This is a genomic window from Pseudomonas sp. PDNC002 (genome assembly GCF_016919445.1).
In the GTDB taxonomy this organism is placed as follows: Bacteria; Pseudomonadota; Gammaproteobacteria; order Pseudomonadales; family Pseudomonadaceae; genus Pseudomonas.
The window spans coordinates 1,100,785-1,126,287 of record NZ_CP070356.1 but is presented as its reverse complement, the minus strand read 5'-3'; the positions used below and the strand labels follow the sequence as shown (position 1 = coordinate 1,126,287).

The 25,503-nt window shown below is 62.2% G+C and carries 13 protein-coding genes; 12 read left to right on the top strand and 1 reads right to left on the bottom strand.

Features of this window, described 5'->3' with window-relative positions; all coding sequences use genetic code 11:
- Positions 1 to 344: 344 nt before the first annotated feature.
- On the bottom strand, positions 345 to 1,319 hold the full coding sequence (locus tag JVX91_RS05165; protein WP_205338303.1) for a GlxA family transcriptional regulator: 975 nt from the start codon (positions 1,317 to 1,319) through the stop codon (positions 345 to 347).
- Between the two features lie 224 nt (positions 1,320 to 1,543).
- Between JVX91_RS05165 and JVX91_RS05160 the strand changes: the two genes are divergently transcribed.
- From JVX91_RS05160 to JVX91_RS05045, 12 genes are all read left to right on the top strand, one after another.
- On the top strand, positions 1,544 to 2,482 hold the full coding sequence (locus JVX91_RS05160; protein ID WP_205338302.1) for a choline ABC transporter substrate-binding protein: 939 nt from the start codon (positions 1,544 to 1,546) through the stop codon (positions 2,480 to 2,482).
- Positions 2,483 to 2,570: 88 nt separating this feature from the next.
- Positions 2,571 to 3,455 carry a 3-keto-5-aminohexanoate cleavage protein gene (locus tag JVX91_RS05155; RefSeq protein WP_205338301.1) on the top strand — a complete coding sequence of 295 codons (885 nt, stop codon included), beginning with the start codon at positions 2,571 to 2,573 and terminating at the stop codon, positions 3,453 to 3,455.
- A gap of 137 nt (positions 3,456 to 3,592) precedes the next feature.
- Positions 3,593 to 4,558 (top strand): L-carnitine dehydrogenase, encoded by a 966-nt coding sequence (locus tag JVX91_RS05150; protein ID WP_205338300.1) that lies wholly within the window; start codon positions 3,593 to 3,595, stop codon positions 4,556 to 4,558.
- An 85-nt stretch (positions 4,559 to 4,643) separates the two neighbouring features.
- A complete protein-coding gene (locus JVX91_RS05145) occupies positions 4,644 to 5,117 on the top strand; it encodes a thioesterase family protein (RefSeq protein WP_205338299.1) in 474 nt (157 codons plus the stop codon).
- 6 nt (positions 5,118 to 5,123) lie between these two features.
- On the top strand, positions 5,124 to 6,053 hold the full coding sequence (locus JVX91_RS05140) for an alpha/beta hydrolase (RefSeq protein WP_205338298.1): 930 nt from the start codon (positions 5,124 to 5,126) through the stop codon (positions 6,051 to 6,053).
- A 260-nt stretch (positions 6,054 to 6,313) separates the two neighbouring features.
- Positions 6,314 to 6,562 (top strand): hypothetical protein, encoded by a 249-nt coding sequence (locus JVX91_RS05135; RefSeq protein WP_205338297.1) that lies wholly within the window; start codon positions 6,314 to 6,316, stop codon positions 6,560 to 6,562.
- 235 nt (positions 6,563 to 6,797) lie between these two features.
- Positions 6,798 to 8,474: a ShlB/FhaC/HecB family hemolysin secretion/activation protein gene (locus JVX91_RS05130; RefSeq protein WP_240201756.1), complete on the top strand. Its 1,677-nt coding sequence runs from the start codon at positions 6,798 to 6,800 to the stop codon at positions 8,472 to 8,474.
- Between the two features lie 33 nt (positions 8,475 to 8,507).
- Positions 8,508 to 10,970 (top strand): filamentous hemagglutinin N-terminal domain-containing protein, encoded by a 2,463-nt coding sequence (locus JVX91_RS05125; RefSeq protein ID WP_205338295.1) that lies wholly within the window; start codon positions 8,508 to 8,510, stop codon positions 10,968 to 10,970.
- Entirely contained in the window at positions 10,852 to 21,702 is a 10,851-nt protein-coding gene (locus JVX91_RS28970) for a DUF637 domain-containing protein (RefSeq protein WP_240201755.1), read from the top strand. The genes JVX91_RS05125 and JVX91_RS28970 overlap by 119 nt, the downstream gene beginning before the upstream one ends.
- 3 nt (positions 21,703 to 21,705) lie before the next feature.
- Positions 21,706 to 22,221, top strand: coding sequence for a hypothetical protein (locus JVX91_RS05055; protein ID WP_205338294.1), 516 nt, complete (start codon positions 21,706 to 21,708; stop codon positions 22,219 to 22,221).
- Positions 22,222 to 23,131: 910 nt separating this feature from the next.
- On the top strand, positions 23,132 to 23,974 hold the full coding sequence (locus tag JVX91_RS05050; protein WP_205338293.1) for a Slam-dependent surface lipoprotein: 843 nt from the start codon (positions 23,132 to 23,134) through the stop codon (positions 23,972 to 23,974).
- Positions 23,975 to 24,049: 75 nt separating this feature from the next.
- Positions 24,050 to 25,462, top strand: a complete 1,413-nt coding sequence (locus JVX91_RS05045) for a porin family protein (protein WP_205338292.1) — start codon at positions 24,050 to 24,052, stop codon at positions 25,460 to 25,462.
- Positions 25,463 to 25,503: the final 41 nt, after the last annotated feature.

Sequence of the window (25,503 nt, the reverse complement as noted above, 5' to 3'; positions counted from 1 at the left end):
CCGAAGTTCAGTGAGGAGGGAACCTGGTGCCCATCCTCTGCCTGGTCCGTGGATGGGTAAATGACGGTAGTCCCACAGATATTGCCAATGACGCTCCTGTATCTACTTGTAGGTGCGGGCCGCCAGACCGGCGATGGGCGCCGCTGCTGCGGGATGTTTCTACGCCCGGGGCGGCCCTCACCCTAACCCTCTCCCAGAGGGAGAGGGGACCTTTCAGTGCGAGCAGAAAGGTCGGCGTCACTGGTCATATGGTGCAGGAAGTGCGGCGATCTCATCCGCCACTGCGGACTGCCCCCTCTCCCACTGGGAGAGGGCTGGGGTGAGGGAGATACCCAGGCATGTAGTCATGCTTGTGGCGGAACCGCCTTAGCCGCCACCTTGCGCAACCCCACCCGATCCTGGCTCGGGCACACACCGAACTTCGCCCGGTAACTGCGCGACAGGTACGAAGGCGTCTCGAACCCGCAGGCCACGCCGATCTCCAGCACGCTCATGTCGGTCTGGCGCAGCAACTGGCGCGCCTTGTCCAGGCGCAGGCTGAGGTAGAAGTTCGAGGGCGTGTCGTTCAGGTGCAGGCGGAACAGGCGCTCCAGCTGGCGCCGGGTGACCTGGATGCGCTCGGCCAGCTCCAGCGTGGTCAGCGGTGGTTCGGTGTGGCGCTCCATCTCGCCGATCACCTGCACCAGCTTGCGGTTGCTCACCCCGTAACGGCTGGCGACCTGCAGGCGTTGGTGATCCTGGCGGGGACGAATGCGCCCGACCACGAACTGCTCGGAAACCTGTACGGCCAGCTCCGGCCCATGGTCCTGGGCGATCAGGTCGAGCATCAGGTCGATGGACGCGGTGCCGCCGGCGGAGGTGATGCGCGGACCGTCGATCTCGAACAGCTCCTGGGTCGCCTGCACCTGTGGATAAGTCTCCCGGAAGGCGTCCAGCGCCTCCCAGTGCACCGTGCAGCGCTGGCGCTGCAACAATCCGGCCTCGGCCAGCACGAAGCTGCCGGTGTCGATGCCGCCCAGCGTCACGCCATCACGATCCAGGCGCTTGAGCCAGTGCAGCAGCGCCGGGGTGCAGGCGCGCAGCGGTTCGAAACCCGCCACCACCAGCAGCGTGTCGCTTTCGCGCAGGGCTTCCAGGCCGCTGTCGGCGTTCATCGACATGCCGTTGCTGGCGAGCACCGGCCCGCCGTCCAGGCTCATCAGGTGCCAGCGGTACAGCTCGCCGCGGAAGCGGTTGGCCACCCGCAGCGGCTCAACGGCGGAAACGAAACCCATCACCGAAAAACCGGGCAACAGCAGGAACCAGAAGTCGTGGGACATGGCGGGTACCGTGCGATTGGAGGGCAGCGTAGTGGCAGCCTGCCCCTGCTTATGGACCAAGGACGTCGCCCTGGCAATCGGGGAGGTCGCTGCTGTGCAAGAGCTGGTCGCCACTGTGCGATTCACCGGGGCGACGCCTGCGTAATTTGTTCTCCAGCCCCCGTGAGGGCCGCATGACGTACAACAACGATAACCAACGCCGCAAAGGCCTTGAGGGAGAAGTCATGAAGCTATCGATCCGAGCGTTCGGCTGTGCCGCGCTCATGCTCGCCGCCAGCACCACCTGGGCCGCCGAGCCCGCCCAGTGCCAGAACGTGCGCATGGGCACGGTGAACTGGACCGACGTGGTGGCCAGCAGCGCCGTGGCCGAAGCCGTGCTCGACGGCCTGGGCTACAAGGTCAAGCAGACCAGCGCCTCGCAGCAGATCATCCTCGCTGGCATGGCCGACAAGCAGCTCGACGTCTTCCTCGGCTACTGGCAACCGACCATGCAGCCGGTGGCCAAGCCCTACCTCGACAAGCAGCAGATCGACGTGATCACCCCGCCGACCCTGCCCGACGCGCAGTCCACCTACGCCGTGCCGACCTACGTCTACGACGGCGGTCTGAAGACCTTCGCCGACATCGCCAAGTTCAAGGACAAGCTGGGCAACAAGATCTACCTGATCGAGCCGGGCAGCGGCTCCAACCGCATCACCGCGAAGATGATCGCCGACGACAAGTTCGGCCTGAAGGGCTTCCAGATCGTCGAATCCAGCGAGGCCGGCATGCTCACCGCGGTCAAGCGCGCCATCAAGCGCCAGCAGTGGGTGGTGTTCTTCGGCTGGAAGCCGCACCCGATGAACCTGCAGATCGACATGAAGTACCTCACCGGCAGCGACGATGTGTTCGGCCCGAACGAAGGCTCCGCCACCGTCTCGATCATGACCGCCGGCGGCTACCAGGCGCAGTGCGGCAACGTCGCCAAGCTGCTGCACAACCTCAAGTTCAGCAGCCAGCAGGTGAGCCAGGTGATGGTGCCGATCCTCGACCGCAGCCAGCCGGTGGATGCCGCCAAGGCCTGGCTGAAGCAGAACCCCGAGCCGCTCAAGGCCTGGCTCGACGGCGTGACCACCTTCGATGGCAAGGACGGCCTCGCCGCCGTACAGGCCTCGCTGAAATAGCTCTCCAAAAAGTAACGCCCTACCAGCAACTCCCTGCGCGTCGTCCGGCGCGCAGTGGGTTCGTTCGACCTCAAGAAGGACAGCCACCGTGAATTACGAAGTGATCGTCACCTGCGCGGTGACCGGCGCCGGCGACACCGTCGGCAAGCACCCGGCCATTCCCGTTACCCCGAAGGAAATCGCCGCCGCCGCCATCGAGGCCGCCAAGGCCGGCGCCACTGTCGCCCACTGCCATGTCCGCGACCCGCTGACCGGCAAGCCCAGCCGCGACGTGAAGCTCTACCGCGAAGTGGTCGAGCGCATCCGCGAGAGCGACACCGACGTCATCATCAACCTCACCGCCGGCATGGGCGGCGACCTGCAGATCGGCCAGGGCGAACAGCCGCTGGAGTTCGGCGCCGGCACCGACCTGGTCGGCCCGCTGGAGCGCCTGAAGCACGTCGAGGAATTGCTGCCGGAAATCTGCACCCTGGACTGCGGCACCCTGAACTTCGGCGATGGCGACTTCATCTACGTCTCCACCCCGGCCCAGCTGCGCGCCGGCGCCAAGCGCATCACCGAACTGGGCGTGAAGGCCGAGCTGGAAATCTTCGACACCGGCCACCTCTGGTTCGCCAAGCAGATGCTCAAGGAAGGCCTGCTGGAAGACCCGCTGATCCAGATCTGCCTCGGCATCCCCTGGGGCGCGCCGGCCGACACCACCACCATGAAAGCGATGGCCGACAACATCCCCGACGGCCTGACCTGGGCCGGCTTCGGCATCGGCCGCTCGCAGATGCCGATGGTTGCCCAGGCCATGCTGCTGGGCGGCAACGTGCGGGTCGGCCTGGAAGACAACATCTGGCTCGACCGCGGCGTCCACGCCACGAACGGCCAACTGGTCGAACGCGCCATCGAGATCATCGAGCGCCTGGGCGGCCGCGCCCTGACCCCGGCCGAGGGGCGCAGGAAGATGAATCTCAAGCCGCGCTGATTCCGAACCTTAGGGCGAATAACGCTGCGCCCTACGCAACCGCTCTTCGTAGGAGCGGACTTTGTCCGCGAAAGCCCCAACGGGCTCATCGCCAACCGGTTCGCTCCCACCCCAACGCTCAATTCGCTGGAGTCACCATGCCCTTCATCACCGCCATCAAAACCTTCGCCGCCCTCGGCAGCGGCGTCATCGGCAGCGGCTGGGTCGCCCGCGCCCTGGCCCACGGCCTCGACGTCGTCGCCTGGGACCCGGCCCCCGGCGCCGAAGCCGCCCTGCGCGCGCGCATTGCCAACGCCTGGCCAGCGCTGGAAAAGGCCGGCCTCGCCCCCGGTGCCTCACAGGATCGCCTGCGCTTTGTCGCCACCATCGAGGAGTGCGTGCGTGACGCCGACTTCATCCAGGAAAGCGCCCCCGAACGCCTCGACCTGAAATGCGAGCTGCACGCCAAGATCAGCGCCGCCGCCAAACCCAACGCCTTGATCGGCTCCAGCACCTCGGGCCTGCTGCCCAGCGAGTTCTACGCCGACGCCACGCACCCGGAACGCTGCGTGGTCGGCCACCCGTTCAACCCGGTCTATCTGCTGCCGCTGGTGGAAGTGGTGGGTGGCGCGAAGACCGCGCCCGAAGCCGTGCAGGCCGCGATTAAGGTCTACGAATCCCTCGGTATGCGGCCGCTGCACGTGAGGAAGGAAGTACCGGGCTTTATCGCCGACCGCCTGCTCGAAGCGCTCTGGCGCGAGGCCCTGCACCTGGTCAACGACGGCGTGGCCAGTACCGGCGAAATCGACGACGCCATCCGCTTCGGCGCCGGCCTGCGCTGGTCGTTCATGGGCACCTTCCTCACCTACACCCTCGCCGGCGGCAACGCCGGGATGCGCCACTTCATGGCCCAGTTCGGCCCGGCGCTGCAATTGCCATGGACCTACCTGCCCGCCCCGGAGCTGACCGACACCCTGATCGACCGCGTGGTGGAAGGCACCAGCGAACAGCAAGGCTCGCGCAGCATCGCCGAGCTGGAACGCTACCGCGACGACTGCCTGCTGGCGGTGCTCGGCGCCATCAAGGAAACCAAGTCCAAACACGGCTTCGCCTTCGCCGACTAACCTCAACGTTCACCGCCTGCTCGGAACGGCTCCCTCTCCCTTCAGGGAGAGGGCTGGGGAGAGGGGCTCTCTGGGAAATAGAAAAATGCACGCCCTGAAAACCTGGGAAACCCCCATCCTCACCGAGTGGACCGACTACAACGGCCACCTGCGCGACGCCTTCTACCTGCTGCTGTTCAGCTACGCCACCGACGCCCTGATGGACCACCTGGGCCTCGACGCGGAACATCGCGCCGCCACCAACGATTCCCTGTTCACCCTCGAAGTGCACCTCAACTACCTGCACGAGGTGAAGGAGGGCGAGAAGGTCGAAGTGCGCACCCAGCTGATCGCCCACGACCGCAAGCGCCTGCACGTTTTCCACAGCCTGCACCGCGCGGGTGAAGACCTCGCCCTGGCCGCCAGCGAACAGATGCTGCTGCACGTGAACCTCGAAGGTGGCGCGCGCTCCGCGCCCTTCGAAGGCGTGGTGCTGGAGCGTGTGCTGGCGCTGGCGGAGGCGCATCGACCGCTGCCCCGTCCGGACTACGTCGGCCGCGTCATCGGCCTGCCGGGCTGATCGCCGGTGGCGCGGCGTTATCCAATGTCCGACGCCATGCAGGCCTTCGTGGCACGGACGCAGGCCTTCACCGAACCCGACCCTTCACCCGCAGCCCAACGCGCCGCCTACCAACGCATGGCGCTCGCCTTCACCCCGTCGCGCCCGCCTGGATTGCGCATCAGCGAACTCTGCCTGGACCGCCTGCCCTCGGTGCGCCTGTACCGCCCGGTGGGCAGCCCGCCGGATGCCGGCTGGCCAACGCTGCTCTACCTGCATGGCGGTGGCTGGATACTCGGTGGCCTGGATTCCCACGACTTCATCTGCGCCGAACTGGCCGCTGAACTGGGTGCATTGGTCGTCGCGGTGGACTATCGGCTGGCGCCGGAGCATCCCTACCCGGCGGCGCTGCACGACTGCCTCGCCGTCTGGCGGCGCCTGTACGACAACACCCTGGGGGAGCCGGTGGATCGTGCGCGGCTGCTGGTGATCGGCGACAGCGCTGGCGGCAACCTCGCTGCCGCGCTGTGCCTGTCCCTGCGCGATGCGGGCGAGCCGCTGCCCTGTGGACAAGTGCTGATCTACCCCGTACTCGGGGACGCCGATACCTCCGCGCGCGCGTTGTGCGCAGATGCTCCGCTGTTGTCGCGGGCCGACCTGGAGGCGTGCCTGTCAGCCTATCTGCCCCATGCCGGCGATCGTCGCGATCCGCTGGCGCTGCCTCTGCGGGCCGACCACCTGCGAGGCCTGCCGCGAGCCTTCATCGCGGTCGCCGAATTCGATCCGCTGCGCGACGATGGCGCGTTGTACCGCGACCGCCTGCGAGAAGCGGGCGTGGCGGTGGACTATTTCGCGGGTGCCGGCCTGGTCCACGGCTGCTTGCGCGGCCGCGACATTCCGGAAGTGGCGGAACTGCGCGGAGTGCTGCTGGAGACCCTGCGCCGCTGGCTGTGCTGAGGGAAAAAAAATCCCCTGCGGCGCCCGACGCGCGGCAGGGGACAAATTGAGCCGGATCGGGCTCTCAATGTGCGAGGCCCCGCCCGCCGGTGCCGGCTGCGGGGTATGGAGACCAGTCTGCGCGCCACCGCGCCGCCTCGGTTAGCCGAAAACGACCTGCGCGTGCCCGCCGCGGACATTCCGTCGGGAGAGTGCTTGCCGCGTCCCGCCGGGCTTACCAGAATCGATGCAGACCCATGCCGCTCCCAAGGAGACCCGCGATGATGCACGCCGACCTGATCGACCAGGACGATTTCCGCGAACGCCTGCAAGCGCTGGGCTTCGCCGTGCCGCCGGACGTCACCGCGGAACAGGCCTGCGAATACGCCGTGCGCGGCCTGACTCCGGAACGCTCGCTGGCGCTGCGCCGCCTGGTGGAGGAAATGCTCGCCGGCAACGCCACCCTGCTGCCCGCCGTGCGCGAGGCGATCTCCCGGCAACTGCTGCCGGCACTGGTGCCCAAGGTCTGACTGAGGAGCACTCAGCTGGATAAGGAGCGGCTCGACGTCGCGATATCTGTAAGCCGACGTCTTCCGTTCCCTGGAACTTCCCGGACTTAAACAAAACCGTCTTACAGGCTCTGCGACGGCTGTCCTACATATTCCTCGCGAAGGCACGTGCTGAAATCCGCCCTCCAAAAAATCCGGCTGGTCGACGGCTGGAAAACGAGGGTTTGTACGGATGCTTTTCCTTCTTCGCGGCTGGATGCCCGCCTTGGCTTTCCTTTCGGTTGGCGTGGCCGTTGCCGCGCCATTTCCTTCGCCGGGTGACAACGATCTTCAGCGCCAACGCCAGGAGCAACTCCTGCGCGAACAGCAGCAGCGCCTGGACGAACTCCAGCAGCTCCCCGGCAAGGCGCCTGCCGAAGCTCCCGCGACAACGGCCCCCGATACCCGCTGCTTCACCATCCGCAGCATTGCGCTGGAAGGCGCCGATCATCTCGATGCGGCCACCCGCGAGAAGCTGATTTCGCCCTATCGCGGGAAGTGCCTGGGCGTCAGCCAGATAAACGAGCTGCTCAAGGCGATCACCGACCATTACCTGTCACGCGGCTTCGTCACCAGCCGGGCCTACCTGCCCCAGCAGGATCTCTCCGGCGGCGAACTGAAGATCATCGTGGTGGAAGGCCGCTTCGAGGGGTTCGACCAGACGGAACTGGTTTCGCCGCGCGAACTGAGCATGACCTATGCCGGAAGTCCCGGTGAGCTCCTGAACCTGCGGGACCTGGAGCAACTGGTCGACCAGGTCAATCGCCTGCCCTCGCGCCAGGTGCAGATAGAGCTGGTGCCCGGCCAGGAAGTAGGCGGCAGCCGCGTGCAGCTCAAGGGCGAGCGCGAAAAGCCCTGGCGCGTCTCCGCCAGCCGCGACAACAACGGTGACGCCAGCTCCGGCGAACAGCAGGCCGGTATCGGCCTGGACTGGGACAGCCCGCTGGGCCTGGCCGACCAGTTTGGCCTGCGCATGGGCGAGGACGTGGTCAGCGACCACTGGAAGCACTCCGACAACCAGAGCCTGTGGTACAGCCTTCCCTACGGCTGGTGGACCTTCAACTACAGCTACAGCCGCAACTACTACCGCACCCGCAACGAAGACGCCGGCTTCGCCTTCAAGTACGACGGCGACAACGAGACCCACCAGTTGGGCGCCGAGCGCGTGCTGCACCGCGACGACGTGAGCAAGACCGCCATCAACGTCGGCCTCAGCCACCAGCGCACGCGTAACTACATCGACGACACCCTGCTCGACGTCTCCAGCACCCACCTCAGCGAATTCAGCCTCGGCCTCAACCATGGCCGGCGCATCGGCAGCGCCTTCGTCAACCTGGATGGCGGTTGGCAGCGCGGTATCGGTGCCTTCGGCGCGCAAAGCGATGAACACGACGCGCCGTCTGGCAGCCCCACCGCCCGGTACAGCAAATACAGCCTCACCCTGAGCTACCTGCAGCCGTTCCAGTTGTGGGACGAGGCCTTGAGTTTCGAGAGCCTGGTCACCGTCCAGCACAGTGACGACGTTCTCTACAGCCCCCAGCGCATCAGCCTTGGCGGGCTCAGCTCGGTTCGCGGCTTCAAGGACCAGAGCCTCTCCGGCGACTCCGGCTACTACTGGCGCAACCAGCTGCGCTGGCGCCGCGCGGTGACCTGGGAACCACTGCTGCCGTGGGTCCAGGAATACGGCATGGCCTACGCCTACGACTTCGGCGCTATCGAGCATCGCCGCTACAACCCGCAACTGAGCGGGCGCATGAGCGGGCAGGGCGTGGAGCTGAACGCGCGCGGCGAGTACGCCGCCGTCTCGGTGACCTTTGCCCACTCACTGGAGCGGCCGGACATCGTCGACCACGGCGAGCATCCGATCTATTTCCGCGCCGACCTCTTCTTCTGAACCCCTTCGCTCTTCTGCCAGTGAGGCTCCCACATGGACGTACGCCAACCGTTGTACCAGGCCATCGCCAGCATTCTGACCGGTATCCTGATCCTCAATCCCATCGTCGCGGCGGCAGCCGAACTGGCGGTGGATGCGGCGGCGGGAAGCAATACGCACCTCGGTGCGGCGGGCAACGGCGTCCCCGTGGTGAACATCGCCACGCCCAACGGCACGGGTCTCTCACACAACAAGTTCACGGATTACAACGTCGGGCAACAGGGCCTGATCCTCAATAACGCCGCCGGCCAGCAGGCCACCCAGCTCGGTGGCACCATCCAGGGCAACCCCAACCTCCATGGCGGGGCAGCCAGCAAGATCCTCAACGAAGTCACCGGGACGAACCCGTCACAGCTGCGCGGCTACACGGAAGTCGCCGGGCAGGCGGCCCATGTCATCGTGGCTAACCCCCACGGCATCACGTGCGATGGTTGCGGCTTCATCAACACCCCGCGGGCAACGCTGACCACTGGCAAGCCCGTGGTCGATGCCGGGCAGTTGCGCGGCTACGACGTCGACGGCGGTGAGATCGCCATCCAGGGCGCCGGGCTCAACGCCAGCAACATCGACCAGTTCGAGCTGATCACCCGCAGCGCGAAACTCAATGCCGAGCTTTACGCCAGGAAACTCACCGTGGTGGCCGGCCGCAACCAGGTGGATGCCGACACCCTCGCGGCGACCGCCAAGGCCGACGACGGCAGCGCCAAGCCGCAATTGGCCATCGACAGCTCCGCGCTGGGCGGTATGTACGCCGGGGCGATTCGCCTGGTCGGAACCGAACAGGGCGTGGGCGTGAAACTGGCCGGCAACATGGCGGCCAGCGCCGGTGACATCCAGATCGATGCCAAAGGCCGGCTGAGCCTGGCGCAGACGGCCACGGCTGGAAACCTGCAGGTCAAGGCGGCGGACGTTGCGCTGGAGGGGGCGGCCTATGCTGCCGGCAGCGCCGAACTGAGCACCCAGGGGCAGTTGCGCAATGCCCAGAGCCTGGCTGCGGGAACCAGCATCACCCTCCAGGCGGCAGAGGTCAGCAACCAGGGCACCGTGGAAAGCGGCGTGAGCCTCGACGGCAGCCGTAACGGGCAGGGCGACCTCACAGTGCATGCCGACACGCTGCGCAACAGCGGCGCTCTGGTGGCTGGACGCAAAGCCGAGATTGCCGTGCGGGCAACGGCGGACAACCGTGGCGGGGTCGTTTCGGCAGCAGAACTGCAAGTTCGCGCCGACCACGTGGACAACCGTCAGGGATCGTTGCTGGGCGAGCGCTCCGTGCAGATTACCGCGCAGACTCTGGACAACCGCGAGCGCGGCCTAGTCCAGAGTCGTAACGCCCTGGGCCTGCAACTGGAGCGGACGTTGGATAACAGCCAGGGCCAGTTGCTGGCGCTGGGGCGGGTCGGTCTGCAGGCCGGACAATGGCTCAACCAAGGAGGCGAATTCTTCGCTGGCCAGGGCGCCGAGCTGATGCTGGGTAGCCTAGACAACCGTCAGGGGGTGGTGACGGCCGGCGCGCAACTCGCGTTGCACAGCGCCGGGGACATCCTCAACCAGGGCGGGCAACTGGCCGCCGAGGGGGCCTTGAGCCTGGATGCCCAGGTATTGAACAACCGCGAAGGTGGGCACATCGCCAGCCAAGGCGAACTGACCCTGGCCCTGCGCGAACTGAACAACAACGGCGGCTGGGTACAAAGCGTCGGCGACCAGTTGCTCGAAGCCGCTCGTGTGGAGAACTTCGGCGGGTATCTGCTGAGCCTCGGCCAGTTGCAGTGGCATGGTTTCCAGCTGGACACCCGCGGCGGCGTCATGCGTAGCCAGGGTGATCTGCAGCTCGATGGCACCAGCGTGCTCAATCACGACGGCGACATCGCCACCCAGGGCAACCTCCGCAGTTCGTTGCTGGAGTTGCAACAGCACCAGGGCTCGCTCATCGCTGGCGGTCGTGCCGACCTGTCGGTCAGTGCCCTGGAGAACAGCCAGGACAGCCTGATTGCCGGCCACCAGTCGCTGGACTTGCAAGGCCGTTTCATCACCAACGCCCAAGGCGGTGAGCTGGCCAGCCAGGGCAATCTCGAGCTGCGCGCGGACCTGCTGGACAACCAGAATGGCGGGCGCATCAATAGCGCGGCCGATTTCACCTTGCGCGCCAACCGCGTCCTCAATCAGGCCGGCATCCTCTCCAGTGGTGGCCGTCTCGACCTGCTCGGCAGCCTGCTCGATAACCGCAACGGCGGCCTGGTGGTCAGCCACGATGGCATGAGCCTGTGCCTGAGCGAACAGCTGATGAACCAGGGGGGGACGCGTCTCCAGCGGTGCGGAACTGCTGCTGGTGGCGGCGTCAGTGGACAACACGGGCAATGGCCAGATCGGTGCCGCAGGTGCCCTGACCCTGCAAGCCCAGAGCCTGAACAATACCGGCGGCCAATTGCAGATCGGCGGTGGCCTGAGCCTGTCGGGTGATCATCTCGACAACCAGGGCGGCAACCTGGTCGGCAGCGGGGAAATGCGCCTGGACTACACCTCGGTCGATAACCGGGGCGGTCGGCTGGGCAGCGAAGACGACCTCATCCTCAACGCGCAGAACATCGACAACACCGAACAGGGCGAACTGCTTGCCGGTCGGAACCTGAGTGTCACTGCCGATACCGTCGATAATCGCACCGGCAGAATCTACGCCGGCTCCACAGCAGCGCTGGACCTTCATCGGCTGGACAATCGCCAGGGCCGCGTCGAAGGGCAAGGCGATCTCAGCCTTAGGGCGAGTGTCCTGGACAACCAGGCGGGCAGCATCACCAGCGAACGCAGCCTGGCGCTGTTCGTCGAGACGTTGCTCAACCGCACAGGTCTGATCAGCGCCAGTCAGTCTCTCGTGGTGCAGGGCGGCACGCTGGACAATGGCGGCGGCCGGATACTGGGCGCGGGCAGCGTAGCCTTGAGCGTCGAGCAACTCGACAACCGCGCTGGTGAAATCCAGGCGTCGCAGTGGCTCGATGTTGCCAGCGACACGCTGCTGAACGACGAAGGTTACTTCGCCTCGGCGGGCGAGCTGCAACTCGATGCACGACAAGTCGACAACCGCCACGGCGTCATCGCTGCACAGGGTGAGCTGCATGCCACGCTCAGCGGGCAGTTGGACCAAAGCGGTGGCGGAAGGTTGCTCAGCGAAGGCAGCCTGCAACTGCAGGCAACCGACATCCTCAACCAGAACGGTGGCGAGATCGCCGCGGTGGGCGACCTCTCAGTGGTCGCCGGCAGTCTTGACAACCAACAAGGCCGAATCAGCAGCCAGGCGCTGGCCAATCTCGGTATCCAGCACCTGGATAACCGCGGGGGCATCGCCTCGGGTGAGCAACTGATCGCGTCGTTCGATACGCTCGACAACCGCCAGGGCATCCTCGGCGCCAGCGGTGAGGCGAACATCGATGCCAGGACGCTGGATAACCGCGCCGGCCAACTCAACGCCAACCAGTTGACCGTCAAGGCAGGCCAGCTGAACAACCAGGATGGCCGGGTGCTTGGCCAAAGCGCGCTGTCGGTGTTCGTCGCCGATCTGCTCAATGGGGCGGGCGTGATTTCCAGCCAAGGCCATCTCGCGCTGCAGGGCGGCCAACTGGATAACCGTCAGGGGCTGATCCGTGCCGATGGCAACCTGTTGCTGGCCGCTGAGCAACTTCTCAATCGTGACGGCGAGGTTTCCAGCCGCGGCAACCTGCAGGCAAACGTCCAGGCCCTCGACAACACGTCGGGTCAATTGCTCGCCGAGGGTCGTCTGCAAGCGCAGGCCGACCTGCTGCTCAACGATGGCGGGCGCTTGTCCGCACGAGAGGGGCTCGATCTTCGCGCCGAGCGACTGAGCAACCAGCAAGGCGAACTCTCCAGTGCTTCCGCTGTGAGCCTGGAGGCCGGTGAACTCGACAATACAGCGGGCCAGCTCCAGGCCGGCGGCGAGCTGCAAGTCCGCATCGCCCGGCACCTGGAAAACGCCCTAGGTCTGATACTGGGCCAGGGTGCCAGCGTGCAAAGCGACACGCTGGCCAACCGCGAAGGCGTTATCGCCAGCGGCGCCGATCTGCTGCTGCAGGCGCGAGCACTGGATAATCAGGACGGCCAACTGATCGCCGAAGGCAATCTCGCTCTCGACGCGGGCGACCTCGACAACAGCCACGGCCGCATCGCTGCCAAGGGCGATCTCGACCTGACCGCAAGCGTGCTGGAGCAAAGCAGCGGCGAAATCCTCAGCCTGGGCAAACTGGCGGTTTCCGCCGAGCGCATCGACAACCTGAACAGCCTGATTTCGGGCGGAACGCAGACCCGCCTGCAGGCTACCGCGCTGAACAACCTGGCCGGCCGAATCTCCTCGGGTGGCGTGTTGGCGGTCGAAGCCGACGCGCTGGACAACCGCCAGGGCGAGATCGGCGCCCAGGACGCCGTGAACCTGCAAGTGCAAAGCCTGGACAACCGTGGCGGCCTGATTACCGGCAACGCCGGGCTTAGCCTGCAGGCCGGGCAGGTGGACAACCGAGATGGCGGCGAACTGAGCGCCCAGGGCTACCTGCTGGTCCGTGGCGGCGAGCTGGATAACCGTGGCGGCGTGGTCAAAGGCGGGCAGGATGTCGAGCTGGACCTCGAGCGCCTGCTCAATGCCGGCGGCCGGGTCACCGCGGCGGGCTGGCTGAAGCTGTCGGTGATCGACCTGCAGCAGGATGGCGGCGTACTTGATGGAGGCTCGCTCTCGCTCGACATGCGCGGTGGTGATTTCGACAACTCCGGCGGCCGCCTCAGCACGGACGGCTCGCTGTCGATCTTCAACGCACGGCAGTTGCTCAACCTGAATGGCGAGATGCTGGCCGGCCAGGACCTGATCCTGGCGGCCCAGAGCATCTATAACAACGGCGGCGTGATGGCCAGTGGCGGCCGTCTCCTCATCCAGCAGCCCAACGCCAGCATCTACAACGACCATGGGCACATGTCCGCCGCAGGCGGGGTGGACATGAACAGCTACTGGTTCAGCAATGCTTACGGCGTGCTTATCGGCGACACCGACATGCGCCTGTCTGTCGAATACCTCGATAACGGCAGCGAAGGCCTGATTCAGAGTGGCGAGAACCTGTCCGTTGACAGTATCGGCATCACCAACCATGGCGAGATGCTGGCCCAAAACACTCTTTACCTCGTGGCGCGGGACAGCATCGTCAATGGTGAAGGCGGTCGCCTTGCCAGTGGCGATCTCATACGTGTCCACACCGCCGAGCTGGACAATCGTGGCGGAGAAATCAACGCCCAGGGCGACCTGAAACTCCATGTCGACCGCCTGTTGCAAGAGCAAGGCATGTTGCTCGCCGGTGACAATCTCGAATACGACGCCAAGGGGCAGGACCTCAACAACAGCGGCGGCGCCATCTCCGTTGGCGGTGAGCTGCTACTGAGCAACCTGCACGACGTGATCAATCGGGGTGGAACGCTTGCCAGCCAGCAGGACATCAGCCTCGAACTCAACGACCTGGACAATAGCGGTGGCCTGATCGCCGGCAGCAAGGCGATCAACCTCCAGCTGCATGATTTGACCAACCAGGGTGGCCTGCTTGCCAGCCAGGATGACCTGACCCTGGCCCTGCGCAACCTCGACAACCAGGCCGGCGGCATGCTCGACAGCGCCACCGGCGGCCTGAACCTGCGCAGCACGGGGACGGTCGACAATCGGGACGGTGGCCTCATCCAGGGCAATGACCTGCTGTTGAACATTGCCGGCGGTCTCGACAACAGTCGGGGCACGCTTTCGGCGGTCATCGGCGACCTCACCCTGACGGCTCCCGTTGTCGACAACACTGGCGGCGGCCTTTACGCCTACCAGGCGCTGCACCTGCAAGGCGCAAACCTGGTCAATGCCGGTAACAGCCTGGCCACGGGCGGGCGAATCGGCGCTGGCGTTCTCGACGTGAACCTGAGTGCCGCACTGGACAACCACAATGGTCTGATCGAGGCGGCGGAAAAATTCGATGTGGTCGCCGCCTCCCTGAACAACCAGGGAGGCTATCTGCGCGACCTTGGCGAAGATGGTGCCACCCACCTCCAGGTCGGTCTGCTCGATAACCGTAATGGCGGCACCCTCGAAAGCGCAAACCACGACGTTCGCCTGGACATTGGCAGCCTGCTCAACCAGGGCGGCCGCATCCTCCATGCCGGCACGGGGGAGTTCGGCCTGAGCAGCCAGAACATCTTCCAGGGCGGCGGGCTGTTCGGCACCAACGGTCTGATGACCTTGCAGGCCGATAGCTGGACCAACGACGCCATCGTCCGGGCCGGGCGCCTCAACCTCGACATCGGTGAATTCCACCAGACCACCAACGGCAAACTCCTGGCCGCCGAAAGCCTGGTCGCACGCGGCAACAACTGGAGCAACGACGGCGTCATCGCCACCGATGGCAACCTCAGCCTCAACCTTCGTGGCGATTACAGCGGCGGTGGGCTGCTCAGTAGCCTGGGCGACCTTGACCTGAGCGCCGCCAACGTCACCCTGTCCTCGACGGGGCGCATCAGCAGCCGGGCCTCGATGCGGATCGACACCGGCGACCTGAGCAATGCCGGTCGCATCACCTCGGCCACTGACCTCTCCTTGAACACCCAGCAGATCGCCAACAGCGGCACCCTGGGCAGTGGCCGCTTCCTGCAACTCAGTGGCCAATCCCTGTTCAACCAGGGCCTGATCTTCAGCGGCAATGGCATGACCCTGCAGGTGGACAACCTGTCCAACGCCGGTGGCGATCTTTACAGCCTCGGCGCTCTCAGCCTGAGCGGCCAGGCCGGTGGGCGTACTCAGTACCTGGACAACAGCTCCGGTCGCCTCTCCAGCGTCGGCGACATGAACCTCAACGTCGCCAACCTGATCAACCGCAAGGATGGCGAGGCGCGCGCCGCCATGCTCGAAAGCGGCGGCAACTTCATCTTCAGCGGCAACGACTTCGCCAACCTCGACAGCAGTATCTTTGCGCAGCGCGATGTCCGCATCGTCACCGACGTCTTCCACAACCAGGGCTCGGTAGGTACCCCCGCGATCATTCACGCGGGCGGCGTCGTCAGCATCGAAGCCCGCGAGCGTTTGGGCAACGGCGAACTCCTTGATGGCAGCGCGAACGCCAACCCCACTGACAGCCTGGACGATACCAGCGCCAGCAGCCAAGTCTCGCCCATCACCCTCAGCGGTTCGGGCATGCCCACACGGGTCGCGCCGAACCTCAGCCTGCCCCAGGGCGGCCTGTTCCACCTCGCCGACTCCAGCAACCCGCAACCAGGTAGCGGCGGTACACCCGGCGCGCCCGACGCCTATCAGCCCAGCCACACCGCCGCGCCCGCAATACCGACGCAGCCAGGCAGCGACTGGCAAGCCGCCGACAGCGTCGCTGGCGACGCATTGGCCCATCTTGGCGTCCGTGTGACCGTCGATGGCGGCAAAGTACAAGTGGCGCCCCCAAAAGGCCTCAACGCCGACGGCAGCATCAAGCGCCCGGGCGCCGACGTGCTGGCGGTCAGCATTGCCAATGCGGGGAGCGTCCCGAGTGTCGACTACAACGGCGTCGACATCGCCCGGTTCGTCCCCGTCGCGGCCGGCGTCAACGGCCTGCCGGGCAGCAACTGGTCCACGCCCAGCCACAAGTACCTGATCTACACCGACCCGGACTTTAGCGCGGTCATACCCGACCAGCCTGGCAATGGCGGCGGCACCACCGGCGGCGGCAGCATTCCCGACCAGGACGGTTACCCGACTGGCCATGACCAGGGCACCAGCACCGGGGGCAGCGCTCAGGGCGGTTCCCAGAACAACAACCACCCGAGTGGCAACGGCCAGGGTGGCCAATCCGGTGCCATGAGCTCGGACTACCTGCTCGCCCTGCTCGGCTTCGATCCCGACCGTGCCCAGAAGCGCCTGGGCGACGGCCTGTACGAGCAATACCTACTGAGCCAGGCACTGATCGCAAAAACTGGCCAGCGCTACCTGAACGGCCTCAATAGCGATGCCGCGGTCTTCAAATACCTGATGGACAACGCCGTCGCCTACAAGGCCCGGCTGCAACTCACCCTGGGCGTCGCCCTCTCCGCCGAACAGGTTGCCGCGCTGACCCACGACATCGTCTGGCTGGAAGAGCACGTCGTGAACGGCGAAAGAGTCCTGGTGCCGGTGCTCTACCTGGCCAGTGCCGACGGCCACCTGATGGCCGACGGCTCGCTGATCCAGGGCCGCGACGTCAACCTCATCAGCAGTGGCCAACTGGCCAACACCGGCACCCTGCGTGCCAGCAACAACCTCAGCCTGGGAGCCCAGAGCCTGGAAAACGCAGGCCAGATCGACGCAGGCAAGCGCCTTGATGCCCGCGTGGCCGACAGCATTCGCAACCATGCCGGCGCAACCCTCAAGGGCGGCGACACAAACTTTATCGCCGGTGGTGGCCTGTACAACGCCGGCACCCTGGCGGCCAACGACAACCTCAACATCAGCGCCCGCAATCTGGACAACCGCGGCTGGATATCAGCTGGCAACCAGGTCGGCATCGCCGTTGCCGGAGGCATCGACAACGCCGCTACGGCAGCGATCCGTGGCAGGGACATCAGCCTCCATGCCGGTGGCGACATGGTCAATGCCGGCGTTGTTTCAGCGCAGAACAACCTGGATATCACGTCCAGGTCGTTGGACAACCAGGGCTGGATTGAGGCCGGAAAGCGCCTGGACATCAATGTCAGCGAGGGCATCCACAACGCACAACAGGCCGGGATTCGCGGTGGCGACGTTGCCGTATCCGCCGGCGGAGAGCTGAACAACGCTGGCCAACTGCACTCTCGCGGCGACCTGAGCATCATCGCTCAACAAGTCAGCAACTCAGGGGCGCTGGCGTCCGATGGCGACATGGGCATCCTCGCCAAAAGTCTCGACAACAAAGGATGGGTCGACGCCAAAGGTCGGCTCGATGTCAGCGTCGATGGCGATATCCGCAACAGCGCCAAGGGTGAGATCCACGGCGGGGATATCCGTATCGACGCCGGTGGCGCCCTGCAAAATGCCGGAGCCCTGGTTGCCAGCGGCGACCTGAGCGCCCGCGCCAGTAGCCTCGACAACAACGGCTGGATCGACGCCAAAGGCCAGCTCGATGTCAGCGTCGATGGCGACATTCGTAACACCGCCACGGGGGCCATCCATGGCGATGACATCAGCCTTCGCGCCGGTGGTGATATAGCCAGTGCGGGCGTCGTGTCAGCGCAGAACAACTTGGACGTTACGGCCAGGTCGCTGGACAACCAAGGTTGGATCGAAGCCGGCAAGCGCCTCGACATCGACGTAAACGAAGGCATCCACAACGCGCAACAGTCTGGGATTCGCGGTGGCGACGTTGCCGTATCCGGCGGTGGAGACCTGAACAATGCAGGCCAACTGCAGTCTCGCGGCGACCTGAGCATCATCGCCCAACAAGTCAGCAACTCAGGGGCGCTGACATCCGATGGCGACACGGACATCCTGGCTCGGACCTTCGACAACAGCGGCTGGGTCGACGCCAAAGGCCGGTTGGGCGTGAGTGTCGAAGGCGACATTCGTAATGCCGACAAGGCAGAAATTCACGGAGGAGATATCAGCCTTTACGCCGGTGGCTCCCTGCAGAATGCGGGCGCCTTGGTTGCTACCGACAATCTGGATGTCACGGCGCGAAATCTGGACAACACCGGCTGGATTCAGTCCGGCGGCCACGTGGCTGCCAGCGTGACGGATAGCATCCACAACCACGATGGCGGCGTCATCAAAGGACGCGATGTCTACCTCGAAGCACAGAACGGCAGCCTCATCAGCGAACCGGGCTCACAGCTCAACGCCGAGCGCGACCTCAGCCTGAGCGCGGGTGGCGATCTTCGGTTCAACAGCCCAATCAATGTAAGCCGTGACGTCACCCTGGTGACAGGTGGCGACTTCACCAACACCTCCGAAATTCGGGCAGGTGAAAATCTCGCCATCGTCGCCAACACAGTCGACAACAGCGGCCAGCTCGAATCGGGCAAGCGCCTCGACATCCTCGCCCAGGACAGCATCCGCAACCACAGCGGTGGCCTGATCAAAGGCGGTGATGTCAGCCTGACCACCCTCACCGGCGACATCGTCAACGAGCGCGACTTTGCTTCGACGCGAACCCAGACGAAAAAAGAGACTCGCCGCGACGATAGCATCGGCTCTGCTTCGCGCATCGAAGCCAGCGGCAGCCTCACCCTGGACGCCGGTCGCGACATCATCAACACCGCCAACCCCCTGAGCGCCGGCGGCGACGCGAGCCTGCGCGCCGGGCGCGACCTGGTTATCACCGGGCTGGCGGAAACCCACGAGCGCGCGAGCGGCAGTAACAACCGCAGCTCCAGCGTCACCCAGCATGGTTCGCAGGTGGCCGTCGGCGGCAACCTCGAATTGCAGGCCGGGCGTGATGCGACGTTGATCGGCAGCCAGGTGAAGGCCGGTGGCGATATCACCCTGAGTGCCGGGCAAAACGTCACCGTGGTCTCGGCGGAGAACGAGCAACACAGCTACAAGCGCGATCCCAGCGGCAGCAAGAAATCCACCCGCCAGCAGGACCACATCCAGCAGCAGGCCAGCGAGCTCAATGCCGGTGGTGACGTACTGGTCAGCGCCGGCAACAACATCACCCTGGTCTCCAGCAAGATCGGCGCGGGCAACGAGGCGTACCTGGTGGCCGGCAACCAGATCAACCTGCTGGCCGCCAACGACAGCGACTATTCGCTGTACGACATGAAGAAAAAGGGCAGCTGGGGTAAGAAAAAGACCCAGCACGACGAATCCACTCACGTCACCGCCGTAGGTAGCGAAATCACCGCCGGCGGGCCAATCAGCGCCATCAGCGGCGGCGACCAGCACTACCAGGCCGCCGAACTGAAATCCGGCGAGCAGATCGCCCTGATCAGCAGCGGCAAAATCACCTTCGAAGCGGCCAAGGACATCAACCAGGAGAGCCACAACAAAAGCAGCAACAGCCTGGCGTGGAACAGCAGCAAGGGCAAAGGCAACACCAGCGAAGACATCCGCCAGACCCAACTGATCGCCCAGAGCGGCGTGACCATCCAGGCCGTGGAAGGCCTGCAGATCGACTACAAGCAGCTCAAGAAGAAAGACGTCAGCCAAGCCATCGATGCGATGGTCAAGGCCGACCCGGGTCTGGCGTGGATCAAGGAAGCTGAAGCGCGAGGGGATGTGGATTGGCGCGCGGTGCAGGAAATCCACGACAGTTACAAGTACAGCAACAACAGCCTGGGGGCTGCGCCGACGCTGATCATTTCCATCGTCGCGGCGTACTTCATGGGACCGGTTTACGGAGCCATGGCCAGCAACCTGGCGGTGGGCACCATCAACAACGGCGGAGACATCGGCAAAGGGCTGCAACACGCCACCTCATCGGATGCGCTCAAAAGCTATGCGATGGCGTACGTGGGCGAGCGCATCATATCCCCAGCGTTGAACGAACAGTACGGGGTCACCAACGACAACGCTTATCAAGTCACTAAAGGCTTCGACCTCAGCACCTGGGGTGGCGAGAAAGGTCTTGCTGCCTTTGCGCAATACAACAGCGCACAGGCGTTATCCCAAGCCGTCATGCAACAAGCGGCCTTTGGCGGCAGCTTCATGGACAACCTGGGCAACTCCATGGCAGGCCAGGGCACCGACTTCGCCATGGCACTGGGCTTCAATAGCGTGGGCAACTGGGCTCAGGGTGACTATGGCGGCAAAGTTTACCTGGATGGAAGCCCGCAGAAAGTCGTTGCTCACGCCATGATGGGCGGCTTGCTTGCCGAGGCCTCCGGCAGCGACTTCAAGACCGGAGCCATGGCAGCGGGTGTGAACGAGGCCATGGCCAACGTCCTTGGCAAATGGGCCAAGGGCGATCCGAAGTTCGAGCTGATGGAGTCGCAGATCGTTGGCGTTCTGGCCGCCATGGCGGTGAATGGCGACGTAAGCAAGGGTGCGGAGATTGCGAAGAACGCGACTGCCTACAACCGCCAACTGCACCCGGAAGAGCAGCGGCAGATCCGCGAGAAGGCGAAGGAACTGGAGGCCCAGTACGGCAAGATCGACCTCGGCAGCCTGACCTGGGAAGACATGCTAACCCTGAGCGCCGGCACTGCCGTGGACAAGGCTCAGAGTGAGCAGTACCTCAGCCTGCTCAAACAATTGAATGGCCTCAATCCGGACAGCAGTCTGAGAGCCAACTTCGACCACATCAGTGAGATTGCCCTTAACACCGTCTCGACGATGGGCATGGGCAGCGAGCCGTTACGCTGGGCCAATGGCGAACCGATCCTCGCCCACGGTCAGCCGGTGTACGCCTTCCAGGCCACAGCGGAACAATTTGCCGACAGCAACCTGTTCAACCAGCCCTATCAGGGTAATCAGGCCAGCGCAGCATGGGCCAACCTGAGTCGAGCAGTAGCCCAATACGGGCAGGGCCAGGCCACCAACCACAACGGAGAAATAGTCGGCTACAAAGGCCAGGAGGAGCTGCAAAACGACATCCGTACGGCACTGGGCCTGGCGGTGGGTGATGGCATCCTGACCAGCACGCCGGAGGACTACCTGATACCAGCTGGAGGAGCAGCCAAGGGCGCTGCAACAGCGACTGGAAAGCTGGTTAAGGAGTTTGGCGGGGCTCTTATTGGTAGGATTGAGGCTAAGCTGACAGAGTCAGCGGCGGCACAGGCGGCTACAAAAGGGATTGCGACGGCGGAAGTACCGGCTACTTCGGCGGCTGCGCGTGCCGGACTGAGGGACGATCTGGCCGCACAAGCAGGGATTCCCCGGAATATTGTTGAGTCGCCTTCGAGCATGTGGGGTAAGTCGATTGATGACATTAAACAATCGTTGACTCTTGATGGTGCGACTCTTACTCCAAAGCCTGCACGCTCAGGCAGTTCAGGAAAGGCTCAGGTGTTTACAGTTGAAGGACATCCGGCAATAAAGGAAGTTGAATACCATCCTGGCGGAGGAGTCCATGGCGATACTTCTTATTATAAGTTCATACGTAACGATGGCGTAGAGGTTAGAGTTATCAATCCTTCGCCTGACTTTAGCCCAGGGACCATAACACGATATCAGCAGTACTTTGATACTCAAGGTAATCGCCTTAAGTACGAAGGTGGGCAGTGGAAGGTTTGGGAATAAATCATGATAAAATTTACCCCAGATATTGATGCCGAGTTGATTCCTGGCGTGAGCGCAGCTGGTTTTGTTATAGGTGAGTCACTGGCTGCGGTCAAAGAAAGAATTGGAAGTTTCGAGTGCTACGGTCCGGATGTCCATCTTAGAGATATTCTTCTGAGTAGTAGCGGATGGATTGGTACGAAAAGAAGGATTGGTCTTGATGATCAATTTGTGTTTTCTTATCGCTACATGAATGAGCTGGTCTCTTTGTATTTCGAGGATCGAGAAATACTCTACAGGATAGCTGTTGGAGTCGGCTATCGAGGGAGCTTTCATGGTGTCAGGCCTGCGGATAGTATTTTGAAGTTGGCGGAGTCATTTGATGTGGACTTCAATTCGGATGAAGATGAATTCATTGCCATGAAGGGAGGTAAAGATATTTTTGGAATTAGTTTTGTAACAGACCATCGAGCCTCCCTAGAGCATGCCCCTGAGCAGACTATTCAATTCATATCCATACATGACTGGTCGCTTCGATAAGTAAAAATAAAAACCCCAGCCACCGAGCTGGGGTTTTATTGCCTGCGATTAACTACCGCCCCCGTCTCTGCTCGTGATCGGCATGATACAACGACCATGCATCGGAAATCAGCAACAACAGCGCACCGCTGACCTGGGAAAACGGATTCTCTTCCGCGTCGCCCAGGCGCAGCGCCGAAAGCAATTCGATCACCGATCTAAAAAGGGGCTGCGGTAGTTCCACGCCAAGGAGCCACCACATTTGAACCTGGCAAGACGCTCGGAAGTTTTAGTGTATCCGAACACCAAGGGCTGAACGCCAACAAGAACCTTGGCTATGATGTCCATGTTCCGTTGGAGGCTAGTAAGAAAGGTATTTTGAGAGTTCCTATCTCTGAACTCCAGATGCAGGGTTTAGGCAAGATTGATGTGCATAAGCTGGAGCAACTTAATCCTACGACAATTGCACGAGAAATTGAGGTGAGGGCTGTTAGTGATCCAGCTGATCCTGAATCGAAAAAGGGGCCAGATTATTTTCCAGCTCTAAAGCTGGGCGATGATCCCGGATTAGAGTACAGAAAATAAATCTATCCCATTTTTATCTCTTTCTTCTCTGTAAGTTTGCGAGGGATAAAGAGGGGGCGGTTTACGGGGGATTGCCGTTTCCAGAATGAGATAGAAAGAATTTCGGGTGTTCGTATTTCGTGACGTGGCCATGACCGGACCGAATAAGAGTAGTGAAAGTGAAATCGCCACTTTTTATGCGAATTCTTATTTTTCCTATGTAGGAAACTAGAAATTACGTTGCATGAATGTACCGCTTCCATGACCTTCTATTGTCGATCCCAGGTTAATAAAATACAGTCATTTTCTCTATTCCACGCTGATGGAATGGCAGTTCGAATAATCTGAGTGTTTTGGATGAGAGAAAATGGAATTTATTAAACTTGGGCGTTTTACCGCAATTGGAATGGCAGTTTGCCTAGCTATGGGGTGCTCGTCGGGTGGCGGCGGTCATCACAGTAGCAGTTCAAGCGATACGCCTAGCTCCAATGAAAGTCCGACAGGGACGAATGCCAGCGAGGGACAAGCTGGTGGTAGCGGGCAAGGTCAGAACAATGGCAATGGCAATGGCAATGGCAATGGCAATGGCAATGGTAGTGGTAGTGGTAGTGGTAGTGGTAGTGTAACCGGCGTACCTGCTAGTAGCGCGACAGCTGGAACAGCATCAGGCCAGACGTATGTCGCTCCCTCAGGCGCCAGTTACACCATGAGCCCTATCACTGGAACGTCGATGTCAGCTGGACAAAACGGCACATTATCGTATGGCAGCAATGGCGCTAATGGTTACGCAAGGTACGGTGCATGGTATTCCAAGGCGCATACCACGACGGAATACTTCTACACAGGCGTGAACCCGACTACGGCGGAGCAAGTTCCGACGCAAGGTACTGCTACCTATGTGGGTAAAGCGATCAGGAGCAACACCACCGATGGCGTATCTGTTTCCGGTGGCAGTGCCGAGATTTCCTTCAATGTCGACTTCGCTGCGAAAACTATCAGCGGGGCAACAGTACAGCGCGCAGGCTTTGATACCGTTTCCATGACCGGCTCGATCAATGGTGGAGGGATCTCGGGCACCGCCAAGTCAGGTGGCGAAACGGGCAGCATGAGCGGACACTTCTACGGTCCAGATGCCTCAGAGTTGGTAGGTATTACAACTTTTGAAAAAGATGCAAGGAAGAACATCGCCTTTGGCGCATCCAAGCAATAAAAATAGTCAGTCGATATTGCGGGGAGGGTAGGAGCAAATCTTACCCTCCCTTTTTATATTCAATACATTCTGCCCATGAAAATAAAACGCTACGCGTACGTATGTCTTTTTCTTTATTCACTTAATGCATTCTGTGCAGTTCCTGAAGCAGTGGTTGTACCAGCGGGTAATGACATCAGGCCTGAGGATTATCAGCGCAAAGAATCTGGCTCCCCTGGCAAGAATGTCGTCACCAACACGGAGTTGGGGCGCGATCCTGAGCTGGCAGGGAAATTTCTAAGTCAGGCCGTGGAGGACGGGGCCTGGGACATTGTGCGAAGCATACTTCCCATATATGCAGGCTCGGCGAATCCAGATCCAGTCCTGATCTCCTATGCTCAGGGAGCATTGGCCTGGAGTGAAAAGGACTACAAAAGATCAATTGCAATCTATCGTGGGATACTTGCTGCGAATCCGCAGCTTGTTCGTATTCGGTTGGATTTGGCTAAGATGCTGTATGAAAATCAACAGTATGATTCGGCCAAGTATCAGTTTGAAAAGGCGAGTGCTGACCGACTGCCGTTGGTTGTACAGGAGAATGTCCAATCCTATTTGCAGGCGATCGAGCGTATTCATGATTGGTCTGGGACGGTGGATTTCAGCTACTTGAACGATGACAACGTCAATAATGCCTCAAGTGGAAGGTATGTGGATATTGGCGGTAAGCGCTTCCTAAGAAATCCCGATTCTTATCCTCAGAAAGGACATGGGTTTTCTTACGCCGGTAGTGCGCAGCGGGACTTGCATTTGAGTGATAATCATAGCCTGCGACTCCAGGGCGTCGTCTATGGCCGTAGTTACTGGGATAATCACAAATACGACGATATCCTTGCGCGGAGTTACGTTGGATATTCGTACTCTGATGCAAAACAGCGGATTTCTCTTCTACCCTTCTATGAAAAGCGTTGGTATGGAAACGATGCCTACTCCTCAGGTTTCGGAGTTCGTACGGAATACACCCGATACTTTTCCTCGAACTGGCAATTAAGCAATGCGATCGAGTATCAAGGCTTACATTATGATAGCGCGCGATATCGCTATCAGGATGGGCAGAGCTCGCTCTTTTCCACTACCGTGGGTTACGCCTTCAGCAGTCGCTTGGCGCTCTATGGTGGAGCGGATCTAGGCAAGCAGAATACGCGTTTGGAGGCCGATACCAATAACCTCGTGGGGCTGCGAACGGGGTTCGAGGCCGAGTTTCCGTATCGGCTATCAGCGTCGTTTCTTATAGGGATTCTAGAGAGAAAATATGCGGATGATGACGATATATTTTCTATACGGCGCAAGGATCGTGAGGACAATTATCTACTTTCCCTGTGGCATCGTGATTTTTCCGTCCTGGGTGTTATGCCAAAACTGAATTTTTCCTACAAGAAAGTCGATAGCAATATTGAGTACTACAGTTATGAGCAGTTCCGCGTATTTCTAAGCGCGACACAAGCCTTTTAATCTCGGGAACTGGGGCAGGAAATAGCGGAGCGCTTTCCTGT

Coding starts and splice junctions, on each gene's coding strand:
- JVX91_RS05165 (WP_205338303.1), bottom strand. CDS start 1,319: ATGTCCCACGACTTCTGGTTCCTGCTGTTGCCCGGTTTTTCGGTGATG.
- JVX91_RS05160 (WP_205338302.1), top strand. CDS start 1,544: ATGAAGCTATCGATCCGAGCGTTCGGCTGTGCCGCGCTCATGCTCGCC.
- JVX91_RS05150 (WP_205338300.1), top strand. CDS start 3,593: ATGCCCTTCATCACCGCCATCAAAACCTTCGCCGCCCTCGGCAGCGGC.
- JVX91_RS05145 (WP_205338299.1), top strand. CDS start 4,644: ATGCACGCCCTGAAAACCTGGGAAACCCCCATCCTCACCGAGTGGACC.
- JVX91_RS05135 (WP_205338297.1), top strand. CDS start 6,314: ATGATGCACGCCGACCTGATCGACCAGGACGATTTCCGCGAACGCCTG.
- JVX91_RS05130 (WP_240201756.1), top strand. CDS start 6,798: ATGCCCGCCTTGGCTTTCCTTTCGGTTGGCGTGGCCGTTGCCGCGCCA.
- JVX91_RS05125 (WP_205338295.1), top strand. CDS start 8,508: ATGGACGTACGCCAACCGTTGTACCAGGCCATCGCCAGCATTCTGACC.
- JVX91_RS05055 (WP_205338294.1), top strand. CDS start 21,706: ATGATAAAATTTACCCCAGATATTGATGCCGAGTTGATTCCTGGCGTG.
- JVX91_RS05050 (WP_205338293.1), top strand. CDS start 23,132: ATGGAATTTATTAAACTTGGGCGTTTTACCGCAATTGGAATGGCAGTT.
- JVX91_RS05045 (WP_205338292.1), top strand. CDS start 24,050: ATGAAAATAAAACGCTACGCGTACGTATGTCTTTTTCTTTATTCACTT.